13 protein-coding genes are annotated in these 13,491 nt (G+C 67.5%); 8 read left to right on the top strand and 5 right to left on the bottom strand.

All coding sequences use genetic code 11. The features are described from left to right. Positions 1-14 precede the first annotated feature (14 nt). The 6 genes from AB0H93_RS18030 to AB0H93_RS18005 all read left to right on the top strand — a co-directional run bounded on the left by AB0H93_RS18030 (position 15) and on the right by AB0H93_RS18005 (position 6,301). Positions 15-467, top strand: coding sequence for a MaoC family dehydratase N-terminal domain-containing protein (locus AB0H93_RS18030; RefSeq protein ID WP_358573642.1), 453 nt, complete (start codon positions 15-17; stop codon positions 465-467). Next, positions 467-907, top strand: coding sequence for a MaoC family dehydratase (locus AB0H93_RS18025; protein WP_358573640.1), 441 nt, complete (start codon positions 467-469; stop codon positions 905-907). The genes AB0H93_RS18030 and AB0H93_RS18025 overlap by 1 nt, the downstream gene beginning before the upstream one ends. Beyond that, a complete protein-coding gene (locus AB0H93_RS18020) occupies positions 904-2,049 on the top strand; it encodes an acyl-CoA dehydrogenase family protein (protein WP_358573638.1) in 1,146 nt (381 codons plus the stop codon). Before AB0H93_RS18025 ends, AB0H93_RS18020 begins: the two co-directional genes overlap by 4 nt. A 26-nt stretch (positions 2,050-2,075) precedes the next feature. Continuing rightward, positions 2,076-3,632: a long-chain fatty acid--CoA ligase gene (locus tag AB0H93_RS18015; RefSeq protein ID WP_358573636.1), complete on the top strand. Its 1,557-nt coding sequence runs from the start codon at positions 2,076-2,078 to the stop codon at positions 3,630-3,632. A 208-nt stretch (positions 3,633-3,840) separates the two neighbouring features. Beyond that, positions 3,841-5,121: an MFS transporter gene (locus AB0H93_RS18010; protein WP_358573634.1), complete on the top strand. Its 1,281-nt coding sequence runs from the start codon at positions 3,841-3,843 to the stop codon at positions 5,119-5,121. A gap of 43 nt (positions 5,122-5,164) precedes the next feature. Continuing rightward, entirely contained in the window at positions 5,165-6,301 is a 1,137-nt protein-coding gene (locus AB0H93_RS18005; protein ID WP_358573632.1) for a CaiB/BaiF CoA-transferase family protein, read from the top strand. An 83-nt stretch (positions 6,302-6,384) separates the two neighbouring features. Here the strand turns inward: AB0H93_RS18005 and AB0H93_RS18000 are convergent, their stop codons facing one another. The 5 genes from AB0H93_RS18000 to AB0H93_RS17980 form a co-directional block, all read right to left on the bottom strand. Next, positions 6,385-7,263 (bottom strand): hypothetical protein, encoded by an 879-nt coding sequence (locus tag AB0H93_RS18000; protein WP_358573630.1) that lies wholly within the window; start codon positions 7,261-7,263, stop codon positions 6,385-6,387. 248 nt (positions 7,264-7,511) lie between these two features. Next, the gene (locus tag AB0H93_RS17995; protein ID WP_358573628.1) at positions 7,512-8,831 is read right to left on the bottom strand and encodes a hypothetical protein; all 1,320 of its coding nucleotides are present in this window, start codon (positions 8,829-8,831) and stop codon (positions 7,512-7,514) included. Between the two features lie 147 nt (positions 8,832-8,978). Next, on the bottom strand, positions 8,979-9,743 hold the full coding sequence (locus AB0H93_RS17990) for a hypothetical protein (protein WP_358573626.1): 765 nt from the start codon (positions 9,741-9,743) through the stop codon (positions 8,979-8,981). A 148-nt stretch (positions 9,744-9,891) separates the two neighbouring features. After that, complete coding sequence (locus tag AB0H93_RS17985) at positions 9,892-10,863, bottom strand: DNA/RNA non-specific endonuclease (RefSeq protein ID WP_358573624.1); 972 nt, start codon at positions 10,861-10,863, stop codon at positions 9,892-9,894. A 64-nt stretch (positions 10,864-10,927) separates the two neighbouring features. Next, the gene (locus tag AB0H93_RS17980) at positions 10,928-11,644 is read right to left on the bottom strand and encodes a response regulator transcription factor (protein ID WP_358573622.1); all 717 of its coding nucleotides are present in this window, start codon (positions 11,642-11,644) and stop codon (positions 10,928-10,930) included. A 143-nt stretch (positions 11,645-11,787) separates the two neighbouring features. Here AB0H93_RS17980 and AB0H93_RS17975 point away from each other — a divergent pair, with 143 nt between their 5' ends. Together AB0H93_RS17975 and AB0H93_RS17970 are read left to right on the top strand one after the other, a co-directional pair. Further along, complete coding sequence (locus AB0H93_RS17975; protein ID WP_358573620.1) at positions 11,788-12,879, top strand: leishmanolysin-related zinc metalloendopeptidase; 1,092 nt, start codon at positions 11,788-11,790, stop codon at positions 12,877-12,879. Between the two features lie 60 nt (positions 12,880-12,939). Beyond that, on the top strand, positions 12,940-13,356 hold the full coding sequence (locus AB0H93_RS17970; RefSeq protein ID WP_358573618.1) for a hypothetical protein: 417 nt from the start codon (positions 12,940-12,942) through the stop codon (positions 13,354-13,356). Positions 13,357-13,491: the final 135 nt, after the last annotated feature.

Raw genomic sequence — 13,491 nt, 5'->3', positions numbered from 1 at the left:
AGGAGGTCACCAGGATGAACGATCCGACGTCGCTGGTCGGCCGGGTGCTGCCGGCCTTCTCCACCGCAGCCGAACGCGGGCAGTTGGCGCTGTTCGCACAGGTGATCGGCGAGGACGACCCGGTGTACCTCGAGGTGGGTGCGGCGCGCGCGGCGGGTTTCCCGGACCTGCCGATCCCGCCGACGTTCCTGTTCAGCCTCGAACTGCGGCGCCCCGACCCGCGAGGTGCGCTGCGCGAACTGGGCGTCGACCTGCGGCAGGTCCTGCACGGCGAGCAGGTCTTCGACTACCACCGGCCCGCCTTCGCCGGTGAGGTCCTGGACTTCGAACCGCGGATCAGCGACTACTACGAGAAGAAGGGCGGCGCGCTGCGATTCCTGGTCCGGCGAACCGAAGTCAGCCGTGCGGGCGAACCGATCGCCGCACTCACCAACACACTCGTCGTCCGCGACTTGGAGTTGACCTGATGAGCACCGCCACCAGCGCCACGATCGAAGTCGGCCACGAACTCCCACCGCTGGAACTGCCGCCGATCAGCCGCACCACGCTCGCGCTGTTCGCCGGCGCCTCCGGTGACCACAACCCGATCCACATCGACCTCGACGTGGCACGCAGCGCTGGTCTCGACGACGTCTTCGCGCACGGCATGCTGTCCATGGCATACCTGGGCAGGCTGCTGACCCGCTGGGTTCCGCAGCACGCGATCCGGACCTTCAACGTGCGGTTCGCCGCGATCACGCCCGTGCACGCGCAGCCCACCTGCACCGGGCGGGTCGTTGAAGTGACCGATGTGGACGGTGAGCGGCGTGCGGTGCTGGAGCTGGCGGTCACCCTCGCGGACGGCACCGCCACCTTGCGAGGCGAGGCAGTGGTGGCCCTTCCGGCAAGTGAGGTGAACTCCCGATGACCACCCGCCTGCCCCGTTGGATGACCGACGACGTGGCGCAGTCGTACGAATCGGCGCGGGCATTCTTCGCCGCGGAGGTCGGTGCCAACGCCCTGCGGTGGGAGGAGCAGCGCCACGTCGACCGGGGGTTCTGGGAGAAGGCCGGCGCACTGGGCTTCTTGTGCGCCTCGATCCCCGAGGAATACGGCGGCGGTGGCGGCACGTTCCTCCACCACGCGGCGATCGCCGAGGCCTACGCCCGCACCGGTGATCGCGCGTGGGGCAACTCCGTCCACAGCGGAATCGTGGCGCACTACCTGCTCGCCTACGGAAGCGAGGTGCAGAAGCGCACCTGGCTGCCGCGAATGGCGTCCGGTGAACTGGTGGCCGCCATCGCGATGACGGAGCCGTGCGCCGGATCGGACCTGAAGGCGATCCGCACCCGTGCGGTCAGGGACGGGGACAGCTTCGTCATCGATGGCAGCAAGACGTTCATCAGCAACGGTTCCAGCGCGGACCTGGTCGTGGTAGCTGCCAAGACCGATCCGTCCGCCGGTGCCAAGGGGATCTCGCTGATCGTCGTGGACACCCGTGAGTGCCCCGGTTTCCGACGTGGCCGGGTGCTGGACAAGATCGGTCAGCACGGTGCGGACACCGCCGAGCTGTTCTTCGACTCCGTGCGGGTGCCTGCCGACGCCCTCCTCGGCACCGAAGGCCAGGGCTTCGCGATGATGATGAGCCAACTGCGCCAGGAACGCCTCATCATCGGCATCAGCGCGGTGGGCGCCATCGAGCGCGCGGTGGAGCTGACGGTCGAGCACGTCAAGCAGCGGGAAGCATTCGGCGCGCCGCTGATCACGCTGCAGAACACCCGATTCCAGCTGGCCGAGTGCGCCACGCTGGCGAAGGTCGCGCGCGTGTTCCTCGACGACTGCATCGTCGACCACATGGCCGGCCGGCTGGACGCCTCGGCCGCCGCGATGTGCAAGTGGTGGCTGACCGAAGTGCAGTGCCAGGTCATCGACAAGTGCTTGCAGTTGTTCGGCGGTTACGGCTACATGCGGGAGTACCCGATCGCGCGGATGTACGCCGATGCGCGGGCGCAGAAGATCTACGGCGGCGCCAACGAGATCCAGAAGGAACTGATCGCCCGTTCGCTTTAGGACATCCGCACGGATGGGAGTGACCGGTGTACTTGACCCAGGGACTGCACCGCAGCCTGCAACAACATCCCGACCGGCCGGCACTGGTCAGGGAGGGCCGGGAGCACACGTTCAACGAGCTGGTCGACCGGGTCGCGCGGCTGGCAGCAGGCCTGCTCGAGCTCGGTCTGCGACGTGGGGACCGGGTGGGCATCCTGTCGGCCAATTCCGCGGCGTTCGTGGAACTCGCGCTGGCCTGCCCGTGGGCGGGGCTGGTGTTCGCTCCGGTGAACGGCCGGTGGAGCCTCGAGGAAATGGCCTACCAGATCGACGACGCCGAGATCGCGGTGCTGGTGGCTGACGAGGCATCGCTGTCCACCGCGTGGCGGCTGCGTGCGCGATGCCCGGCGCTGTCCACTGTGGTCGCCGACGCGCGTACTGCCACAAGCGGGGACACCGTGCACTACGAGACGCTCATCGCGGGCAGCGCGCCGGTGCCGGACTGCCGGATGGGCCGCGACGAACTCGCCGGGATCCTCTACACCGGCGGGACCACCGGAGAGCCCAAGGGCGTCATGATCAGTTCGGGCGGCATCATGACGTCGACCCTCGGCACGATGGCCTCGACCGGCATCGTCAGTCCGGAGCGCTTCCTGCACGTGGCGCCCCTGTACCACCTGGCTGCGCTGGGCGGGGTGTACCAGCAGGTGGCCGTCGGCTCCACGCATTTCGTGCTACCGGGATTCACCGTCGAGTCGCTGGCCGAGGCGATCGAGCGATTCCGCATCACCGGCACCACTCTGGTGCCGACCATGATCCAGCGGTTGGCGGAGCACGCCGAGCGGACCGGTTGCGACCTGTCCAGCCTGCGACACCTCGGCTACGGTGCCTCGCCGATCAGCGAGGCGTTGCTGCGGCGCGTAGTCCGCCTGCTTCCGCAACTGGATCTGTGCCAGCGGTACGGCATGACGGAACTCGGCCCGGTGGCCACCGTGCTCAGCCCCGCGGATCACCGGGACGACGAGCACCCCGAGCGCCTGCGTTCGGCCGGGCGAGCCGCGCGGCACGCCGAGGTCCGTGTGGTCGGACCGGACGACGACGAGCAGGCGGTGGGCGAGATCGGTGAAATCGTGGTCCGCGGCGAGAACGTGATGCTCGGCTACTGGAAGAAACCCGAGGAAACCGAGCGCGCCCTGCGCGGCGGCTGGATGCACACCGGTGACCTGGGCTACTTCGACGAAGCCGGCTATCTCTACGTGGTGGACCGGCTCAAGGACATGATCGTCACCGGCGGTGAGAACGTCTACAGCGCGGAGGTGGAACGGGTGCTGTCGCTGCATCCGGAGATCTCCGCATGTGCGGTGATCGGAGTGCCCGACCTGGAGTGGGGGGAGCGCGTGCACGCGGTCGTCGTGACCGCGCCAGGCGCTCGGCCGAGCGCCCAGGAGATCCGGGAGTTCTGCGCCGCGCGGATAGCGCGGTACAAGGCACCGCGCACTGTGGACTTCGTCGCGGAACTGCCGCGGTCCGCAGTGGGCAAGATCCTCAAGCGCGATCTCCGCGCTCGTTGCGCGACAGGAGAACGCGAGGAGCAGCCTTCCTGATCGATCGCGCACTGCCCGCAGCGCGGTTCGCTGCGTGGTAGTCGGCTGCTCTCAGCTGCCCGCCTTCGACCGGTGCCGCGACATGACGGCGCACGCATCACCAACCCACCTCGAAGGGATGGCTTTTCCGATGACGGCACCGAATACCGGAACAGCGCAGGCGGTGTTGGGCGACGCCACGCGGGGATCGCGGGTGAGGGCGTGGAGCATGACCTTGCTGCTGGTCTTGCTCTACATCGTCAACTGGGCCGACAAAGCCGTGTTCGGCCTGGTCGCCCAGCCGCTGGCCGCAGAGCTCGGGTTGACCGCGTCGCAGATCGGGCTGATCGGCAGCGGCTTCTTCCTGACCTTCACCGTCGGCGGGTTCTTCGCCGGGCTGCTCAACCGGTGGCTGACCATGCGGTGGGTCATGGTCGCGCTGTCGCTGGCCTGGGCGTTGACCATGTTGCCGCTGGTCGTGGTGGCCAGTTTCGCGGTCCTCCTGGTGAGCCGGTTGGCCCTCGGGCTGGCGGAAGGACCGTCCAGCGCACTCATCCACACCGCCGTCTATTCCTGGCATCCGCAGGAGAAGCGGGGCCTGCCCGGGGCGTGGATCTCGTCCGGCGGTTCCATCGCGAAGATCGCTGTCGCGCCGGTGCTGGCGGTCGTGGCTGCGCAATGGGGATGGCGAGCTGCCTTCATCGCGTTGGCCGTGGTCGGCGTCCTTTGGTGCGGATTGTGGTTGTCCTCTTGGAAGGATGGCCCGTACGGGGAAAGCCGAGCCGGTGCCGCGGGGGCGGACGAGGCTACTGCTGTCCCATCGCACGCGGTGCCCTGGACCAAGATCTTCTTCACGCCCACCTTCCTCGGCGGTGGTGTCGCGGTGTTCGCCATGTACGCCCTGGTATCGGTGGTGCTGACCTGGCTGCCGTCGTACTTCGAGGTCGGGTTGGGCTACAGCCGGTTGCAGGCAGGCGCCATGTTCGGCTTCCCGAGCATCGCCGCCATGGTGGCGTTGATGGTGTCCACCTCCATCAGCGATCGGCTGCTCAGCCGTGGCGCGAGCGCACGCGCCCTGCGCGGCGTGCTGCCGGGTGCCGGGCTGCTGCTGTGCGGCATGGCGATGGTGGTGCTGCCGGCGGTCGCGGTTCCGGCAGCGGCGGTGCTGCTGGTTTCCGTCGGGTACGGGCTGGGGGCGATCGTCCTGCCGCTGTTCAACGCGGCGATCTCGCAGATCTGCCCGCCCCGCCAGCTGGCCGGCTCGCTCGGTGTGTTCCTGGGCGTGATGTCGGCCGGCGGACTGATCGCGCCGTATCTGACGGGCGTGATCGTCGATGCGGCCGAGTCCCCTGCTTCTGGATACGCCGCGGCGTTCCAGATCTTCGGTGCGGCCGCCGTCGTCGCCAGCGTGATCGCGCTGGTCGCCGTGAACCCCGAACGCGACGCCGCGAAGGTGCTCGGTCCACGGGACCCCCAGCGAGTTGCCGATCCGGCTCACCGACACCCGTGATGGGACAAGCGCGTACCGATCTGGGAAGGACGGTGGACCCACCATGACCACTGCACGCGGACCTCTGACCGGTATCAGGGTGCTCGAACTCGGCGGAATCGGGCCCGGCCCGTTCTGCGGGATGATGCTGGCCGACATGGGCGCCGACGTCATCCGCGTCGACCGGCCCGGTAGCTCCGGTCATCCCGTCCTACATCGAAACCGCCGCTCACTGGCCATCGACCTCAAAGCCCGCGACGGCGTGGTGGCGGTGCGGAAGCTGGTTGCGACCTGCGACGCCGTCCTGGAGGGATTCCGGCCGGGCGTGGCCGAACGCCTCGGCCTGGGCCCGGACGAACTCCTCGCGGCCAACCCGGGGCTGGTCTACGGGCGGATGACCGGATGGGGGCAGGACGGGCCACTGGCCCAGACGCCCGGCCACGACATCAACTACATCGCCATCGCCGGCGCTCTGCACCCCATCGGCACGGCAGCGGATCCGGTACCGCCGCTGAACCTCGTCGGCGACTTCGGTGGCGGCGGAATGCTGCTGGCCTACGGCCTCACCTGCGCCCTGCTGCATGCCAAGACCACCGGAGTCGGCCAAGTCGTCGACGCCGCCATGGTGGACGGCGCCGCCGCTCTCATGGCCATGACCTACGGCTTCCTGGCCACGGGCACCTGGCAGGACCAGCGCGCCGCCAACCGCCTCGACGGCGCCGCCCCGTTCTACCGCGTCTACCGCTGCGCCGACCAGAAGCACATGGCCGTCGGCTGCATCGAACCGCAATTCTTCGCCGCGTTCCTGGACGTCCTCGGGCTCACCGACGATCCCGACTTCGCCGCCCAGAACGACCGCACCACCTGGCCCACCCAGCACCGCCGTCTCGAAGAGATCTTCGCAGAACAGCCCCGCGACCACTGGGCTGAGCGCTTCACCGGCACCGACGCCTGCACCACTCCTGTCCTGTCGCTGCACGAAGCGCCCGAGTACCCGCACAACACCAGCCGCGGCACCTACCGGGACACCAACGGCATGGTGCAACCCATGCCCGCGCCCCGGTTCACCACCACTCCCGCGGAGTGCCCGAGACCCGCACCGAGGCCGGGACAGGACACTCGAAAAGTCCTCGCCGACGCTGGGCTCACCGACCAGGACGTCGACACGCTCATCAACACCGGCACCGCCATCCAAACCTGAACCCGCAGGCTGGCGGACTCACCGTCAAAGGCAGGTGGCCCGGGCGATGCGGTACTGGTCGTAACGCCGGCGGCGGGCGTGGTTCACGCGCGGCCGTGGAGAGGTTCCAGCTGTGCCGGTGCTTTCTGGGGTGCGGTCGCGGGCTGCGGACTTGGCGCCGCCTCCATGACTTCCCGGCCTCGGGCGTCGACGACCTTCGTGAACAGGTGCTGCGCGGCTCCGAAGATGACGGCCCAGCCGATGATCTGCGCCGACGAATCGAGGGACGTCAACCCGGGTACGAATTCGCCGCGCATGAGCAGGAGCCCGAGCACGGCTGTCAAGGCGCCGGTGGGAAGCTTGAGGCACGCGAGCGCGAGCGGCACGTTGGACGCGGTCGGACTGCCCCGGAGCTGGTGCAGCGCTGCGGCAGCCGTCACCGCCGCCGCGATGAACCCGACTGTTTCGACGACTGCGTAGTCGCCACTCGATGCGGCTAATTCCGAGCTCAAGTCCAGATTTCCGGTGAACGGATGCTGGCCGAGAGGACACACGACTATCAGTCCGCGGGGTGGCTCGACTATTTCTGCGGACGGCACGTTGGGAGTGGGCCCGAAGCAGATCGGCAGCAGTGTCGGGATGAAGGCGGTGAAGAACGCGATCGTGATGGCTATGCCCAGCAGGCCGATGGCCCAACACCACACGAGTTGTGCGAAACTGCGCTCGCGGACGACCTCACGCCGCTGAACCCGGTACGCCTCGCGCACGGCATCGATCACGGTCTGTCGCTGCGACTGGGTAAGTCTTCCGCCCTCGGAGCTCTTGAAGGTCCGTTCGACGGCCAATCGGCGTCTGTCCTCGGGCGGCAGGTTCGCCTCGATCAGCATGAGGAGGTCGGCCAGCATGCTGTGGAGATCTTCGAGCGAAACGATCTGGAGAATGAGGACGTGGGCCGCGTGGATGTGGGCGAGCGAGCTGTCCACCCCGTGAGCCCGCCGCGGCCACCAAGTGCCGCGGACATCTCGCTGAGCGCACTCCAGGTGGGTGCGGGCATGGGCCGCCAACTTCTCGGTGCACAGCTCGCTCGGCGCGGAGCAGTTCTCCGCCCAGTCCGCGAATGCCCGCAGCTCGTCTATGCGGGCGAGCGCTCTGAACCCCCAAGGCCATCGCAGATCAGAGCCTCGTCGTGAAACGGCGTCCTGACCGGTGTTTCGCGCGGAGTTCACGGCTCTCACCTGCACAGCGATCGAGCGGCCGAGGCCGCAGCCCACGCCACCTCCGGATGCCGGATGTCGCAGTGAGCCTGGGCGAACCAGGACAGGTTCCGCTTGATGACGTCGTTGGCGTCGAGGCGGTAGAACACGCCCGGCTGGAACCCGTAGTCCGTGCCCTGCTGGGCCATCGTGACGGTCTGGGCTCCGCTCTGCTGGTAGCCGTCGTAGCCCATCGCTCCCCAGCGGTAGTTGATCCGGTCCGCCAGCTCGGCGCCCTGCCAGGCCAGCCTGCTGGCGTTGGGATACCACCAGCCGACCGCGCGGTCGGCCTCGCTGAACGTGCACACGAGCGGGCCGTCGACCCGGTCGGCGCAATCGGCCAGCACGCCGGCGCCGTCCCGCACCGGAGCTCGCGGTGCGAACGCGAAGTGGCTGAAAGCGCCCTGCAACAGGTACAGGGATTTGACCGGGCTGTTCGCACCACGCCGCTCAGGCGGAAGCCCCCTGAGGGCGAACGAAACGAGCCGGGCGCCGAAGCTGTGGCCGAGGAGGTGCACGCGCACGCCGGGGATGGTGTGCGCCACCTGTCCGAGCAGGGGGCCGAGGCCGTCGCGACCGACCACCCCGGCGCGTTCCTTCATCTCGTAGTAGCTGAGGACCCGCAACGCCTCTCGAGCTCCCCGCCACATTCGCCCGAACGGATTGAACGCCTGTTCACTTCCACCGTCGACGGGTGCGAGGGCCGCCATCGCGTCGAACACCCGTCCCGGTGGTGCGCTCATCACCGCTGCTTCTCCCGCGTCTTCCGGGGCGTTGCTCGAAGTGGTCACGAGTCCTCTCGCCAGGCGTAGGAACTCCAGGAGCCGGTCCCGGTCCTGCGGCTGCCGGTCGAGCAGCTGGCCGATCTGCTCCAGCCGCTCCTCCTGGCTCGGAAAGGCAGGGGAGAGCGATTTCGCGAGGTCGGCGCCGGTGGACATCTCTCCGGTGGGCTGTGGGGACGCCAGAGCCCCCAGGTCGTGCGTCGCCGATGACCGCGGGACCGGTGGGCCGGTGTCGGCCGGGGCATCCTCGGGGAACAGCAACGCGGGCCACAGCACGCCGACGAACCCCGCATGCGCCCTCTGCTCGGTCGAGAGCATCCCCGCGATGAGTCCGAACATCGTCGAGTACAGGTCGCGTGCGCCGCCGAAGGAGCTGTTCCAGCCATGGCTGAAGACGAAGAGCTCGCGCAGCCCCGCGGTTGCGCTGGTCGCGGGCAGATTTCCACCCTGGCGGACCACGCCCTTCGCATCGAACTCGACCTCCCAGTACGGCACATCGCCGAGATGTGACTCCATGTCTCCTCCCCGAGTCGCAGGCGACGTCACACCGGGCCGACCACTCCCATCGCGAAGAGGCGATTCTCGAGGAACTAGAAGGGATCCAGCAGGTCCAGCACGCGGCCCACGGCTCGCGCCGGACTTCAAGGGCTGGACCCGGTGGGGCTAGCGGTCGGTCGGTACGGCGATTTCGCCGTCCTCTCGCATCAGTCGATCCAGGACCTCGTCCGGCATCCACACCCGGTGCGGGTAGTCGGTTCCCCAGGAGTTCAGGATCGGCACGGCACCGAGCTCGTCCGCGCGGGTGTTGCCGAGCACGGCATGCACGTCGTCGACCGATGCCGCCCAGCGGAACACCTTGATGCCGTCGGCCGCGTCGGCGACGTAGCGGGCGCGCTCGGTGTGGTCGTCGTTGGCCTGGGAGTCCGCCCAGTCGACGTGCCCTGCCGAGGCCAATACCTCGGCCGCGGCGCGACAGGATGTTCCGTTGGAGTCGCCCGGGTTGGTCTCGGGCCACTGATCGCGGTCCTTGGCCCGATCCCACAGCCACCAGGCCGTGTACAACTCGTCGTTCAGGATCGTCATGCACCGGGTCCAGGCGAATCCGACGCAGGCGCCCTCGCTTCCCTGGTCGTAGAACTTCCACCACTGCTCGCGGTCCGGTTCGCCGCCGGGTTCCAGGCACACGGCGTGCCCGCCCCGGATCCTGGTGAGCGACTTCGCCCCCTCCCGGGCCACGAACGCAACGCCGTCCTTGCCCGCTTGGGGCCGGTCGAATTCGGTGTACCAGTTGACACCGATCACCACCGGTACCTGTGCGGGTCGGCTCGCGGCGGTCAACGGGTAGTTCTCGACGTGGCGCCAATCGTCGGGGAGGAAACGCCCCAGGCGCTCGTCGTCTGGATCTCGATCGATCGGGCGGTATCGCATGGTTCCTCCACTCGCGCTGTGCAGCTGCCCGTTCGCCCGAACGCGGGCGGGCACGACCAGTAAGCCGGTGGCGCGTGAGCGACATCAATGAGCACATCGATCCAGACAGGATTCAGGCGTGTTCACCTTTCGGCGCCCGTCCCTCGATCTAGAGCACCAGGTTCGAGTAGTCGTCCTTCAACGGCACGCTGTGCGCTCGCGCTTCGAGCCGACCGGACGCCAAGGGGGTTTCGTGCGGTTCGAGGTACTGGAAATCAAGACCCGCGCGTTCTCGCAGTCGTTCCAGCGAGATGCGGTACGTTCCGGCATCGAAGACGGCTTCGAAGGGGAGCATGTCTTCGATGAGTTGCGTTTGCTCGAGCAGGTACGCGGAGACGCGAAGCGCGCCATCGGGTTTGCAGTAGCCGACGACCTTCCAGAACGCCAGGGGGAGCCGGGCGCCCTTGTACAGCGGGTCGTCATCGGTCATGACCGGGCCGGTGAACACGGTCATCTTCTTGTCCGCGAGGTCGGCGTTCTCGAGCACGAAGTTCTCAAGACCCAGCCAGAGCTCTGTCCCCTGGTTGAACTTCTCGTGCTGCGGCGCGCAGTTCGTGAAGTGGAAGGTGTCGTCGTTCGCTCGTGCCAGGTCGTCTCCCCAGACCGGATCGAGCCGCCGGACGAGATGCCCCCGGTCCAGCGCGTTGCGCCGGTAGAGGGACTCGCCGATCTGCTCTGATTCCGCGATGCGGGAGTCGAAGTACCACTTGTCCGCCTGCCGTTCGAAATCGACGCTCCTGCTGCCGTCGATGTTCACCACCGTGTAGTAGGCGAGTTGGCGGCGCCGGTTCACGACGATGCTGAAGTGCGTGTACGGGAGGACGGTGGGATCTCCGCCGGGCGGGGCGTTGTCGATCTTCGCGGCATTGCGGCGCTGTTCGTCGGAGAGTTCCGGTAGCGGTAATTCGGGCCCGAGGAATTCTGGGTCGTACCCGGTGTAGCCCTCGTAGTAGGAGCGGGGGCGGGCGATTTCGAGCGGCGCGCCATCGAGGTACGCGGCCTGAGCGGTCTCGGCGGTGGCCGATGCTCCTACTTCGATCGTGATGTTGAGCGGAACGGACAGCTTGTGTCGAGGTTGCATGATCAGGCCTTTCGATTCGTGGTCCGGTGGCAACCGGCTGCGCCGTGAAATTCCCTCCCGAGGGCTAATCCGGGCGGCAGTCGGAGTGGTGTCTGCCGTTGGGCGGAAAGGCCTGGTGCAGCGTGGAACGAACGAGCACGGAGTGATCCAGGCGTTGCTGTCGGGCCCAAGCAGCGGCCGCGGCACGGCCCCGCAACCCCAGCTTGTCCAGGATGTTGTGCACGTGGTTCTTCACAGTCGCCAAGGCGATGCACAACTGCCGGGAGATCTCCTGGTTGGACAATCCCTGCTCCAGCAGCACGGCGACCTGCGCTTCCCTGCGACTCAGGACCTCCGCGTTCGGACTGGGCTGCAACTCCGCCGACAGCTCGGCCACCCTGCGGCACAGGGCGGCGGCAACGCGCGGCGAACACCGCAACTCCCCATTGGCAACGCTCTCTATCGTCCGAATCAGTTCGGAGATCGAATGTTCCCGGGTCAGGTAACCTGCCGCGCCCAACTCGGCATACGCAAGGACGTCATGTTCCTGATCGGACACGCCCAAGGCAATGATCCGCAGTCCGGGATTCCTCGCCAGCAAGGAGATCACGACACTGGGACCGTCCGGCAAGTCGGCGATATCGAGCAGTACCACTGCGTGCTTGCGCGCGGTCAGATCCGGCTCCAGCTCGTCCGGTCGCGCAAGGGTGGAGAGGACCGCGAATCCGTCGACGTTCTGGAGGACAAGGGCCAACCCTTCCCGGTAGAACCTCGTCGCGGCGACGATGATGAGCTCGATCATTGTGAACCACCCCAGCGCCGCGCCACCGCGGCACTTGGCCGAGAACCCTTCAGTTGGCCGCTAGGCATCGCACGCCCGATTCAGGTTCACGATACCGGGCCGAGGCCTGTGGCGGGTATGGCAATTGGTCCTCGACCGTCGCAGTGAGATCAGGACAGCCACGACTCCACGGCCTCGCGGCCGCTCGGTCTGCCGCAGTCCAGAGCGAGATTATCATTATCTTGCAAAGGGTTTCGGACAACGCGGCCAGGACCTTCGACCGTTGCGCCAGCGCTGGACGTGGTGCCATGTTCGAAACGCATCTGGGCTGGAAAGGAATATTCCAGACCTTGTCGAATTTCCTATTCGCGGAGGATGTTTTCGCCATGACGAAAAGTGCGACGGGTATTCGTGCGGTCTACACCGCCCGTGCCGATGCGGGTCAAGCGAAGGCGATTGCCGCAACCGCGTCCCCGTTCACCATCGAGGTCCGGTTCCTCGGCGGGCTGACCGAGGTGCAGCAGGCCGCGTTCACCCAGGCCGCGGACCGGTGGGTCCGCGTCATCGTGGGTGATCTGCCGGAGGTCGAAATCGATGGTGACGTCATCGATGACGTCCTCATCCTCGCTCAAGGAGTGCGCATCGACGGTCCCGGCAGGATCCTCGGCCAGGCCGGCCCGACGCACATCCGGACGGCCGGCTCAGGCGCCTCGGCCTTCCTGCCCGCGAAGGGCGCGATGTCGTTCGACACCGATGACCTGGAGAAGATGGAGGAAGAGGGCACGCTCGACGACGTGATCACCCACGAGATGGGTCATGTGCTCGGCGTCGGCGGCCAGCTGTGGTCCCGCAAGGAACTGCTCGCCGACGAGGACAGCGACAACCCCACGTTCACCGGCCGGGCCGCGAAGCAGGAATACGGCCGTTTGCGCGACGGCCGACCGAGGGCTGTTCCGGTGGAGAACACCGGCGGAGCCGGCACTCGCGGCAGTCACTGGCGCGAGACCGTCTTCCGCAACGAACTCATGTCGGGGTTCATCGCGGCGAAGAACAATCCGCTCAGCAGGGTCACGGTAGCCAGCCTGCAAGACCTCGGCTACGAGGTGGACATGGGCGCCGCAGAGGCCTACACCCTCCCGAACCTGCTAGAGCTCGCCGAGGAGGGGACGCTGGTCCCGCACGCCGCCCCGGTCGACCTGGGCATCATGCTTCCCACGGTCCCGATGGAACTACCGGCCGAAAGCCTTCGGAGGTAAGGGCCCGTCCGACCGCGGGGAGCGGATCCGGTCGGTGCTCGCCTCGAAGGGGGGATCACCTTGACCGCTGCGATCTTCGGGCTCGTGGGCGTCATCATCGGCGGGCTCCTGACCGGCCTCGTCGATTTCATGCTGGAGCGGCGCAGGGAGCGCAATGACGCCCGAGCAGCGAGCAAGCTCTTGCGGTCCCAGCTCAACGACGCGCGCACTGCGGTGGTGGTCGCGCTGGAAGGTCGGGAATGGCCGCTGGGCTGGAACGACAAGGCTTGGGCTCAGTCGTGGTCGGTCTACTGGTCGGCCTTGGCGGGCCGCATGGCGGATGATGCGTTCCTCAAGCTCGCCGAGGCCTACAACTACATGGAGTTGTTGCAGAGAGGCCTCGCCGATGGCGGCCGGGCGCTGAGCGGCAACGACGAGGAATTCCTGAACGACGTGCGGAAGAGCATCGATGCGGCCGAACCGTTGCTAGCGCGTTGAACAATGCCCGGCTGGTGCGGCACACCGGCCGTGTTCGTGGCCAGATGGATCCTCAATGGATCCGGCTGCTCATTGTCGCAGCACGCGGGCTGCGCCTTACATGGACACGAGGAGCCTGTGCGCCGAGCGCGCAGC

The sequence above is a fragment of the Saccharopolyspora sp. NPDC050642 genome, from assembly GCF_040654735.1.
In the GTDB taxonomy this organism is placed as follows: domain Bacteria; phylum Actinomycetota; class Actinomycetes; order Mycobacteriales; family Pseudonocardiaceae; genus Saccharopolyspora; species Saccharopolyspora elongata.
Note: the sequence above shows the minus strand (reverse complement) of the source record. Positions and strands in the feature narration are given on the sequence as shown.

What these genes read in the sequence shown, in the direction of transcription:
- AB0H93_RS18030 (WP_358573642.1), top strand. Translation starts at nt 15, where the DNA reads ATGAACGATCCGACGTCGCTGGTCGGCCGGGTGCTGCCGGCCTTCTCC.
- AB0H93_RS18025 (WP_358573640.1), top strand. Translation starts at nt 467, where the DNA reads ATGAGCACCGCCACCAGCGCCACGATCGAAGTCGGCCACGAACTCCCA.
- AB0H93_RS18020 (WP_358573638.1), top strand. Translation starts at nt 904, where the DNA reads ATGACCACCCGCCTGCCCCGTTGGATGACCGACGACGTGGCGCAGTCG.
- AB0H93_RS18010 (WP_358573634.1), top strand. Translation starts at nt 3,841, where the DNA reads ATGACCTTGCTGCTGGTCTTGCTCTACATCGTCAACTGGGCCGACAAA.
- AB0H93_RS18005 (WP_358573632.1), top strand. Translation starts at nt 5,165, where the DNA reads ATGACCACTGCACGCGGACCTCTGACCGGTATCAGGGTGCTCGAACTC.
- AB0H93_RS17995 (WP_358573628.1), bottom strand. Translation starts at nt 8,831, where the DNA reads ATGGAGTCACATCTCGGCGATGTGCCGTACTGGGAGGTCGAGTTCGAT.
- AB0H93_RS17990 (WP_358573626.1), bottom strand. Translation starts at nt 9,743, where the DNA reads ATGCGATACCGCCCGATCGATCGAGATCCAGACGACGAGCGCCTGGGG.
- AB0H93_RS17985 (WP_358573624.1), bottom strand. Translation starts at nt 10,863, where the DNA reads ATGCAACCTCGACACAAGCTGTCCGTTCCGCTCAACATCACGATCGAA.
- AB0H93_RS17980 (WP_358573622.1), bottom strand. Translation starts at nt 11,644, where the DNA reads ATGATCGAGCTCATCATCGTCGCCGCGACGAGGTTCTACCGGGAAGGG.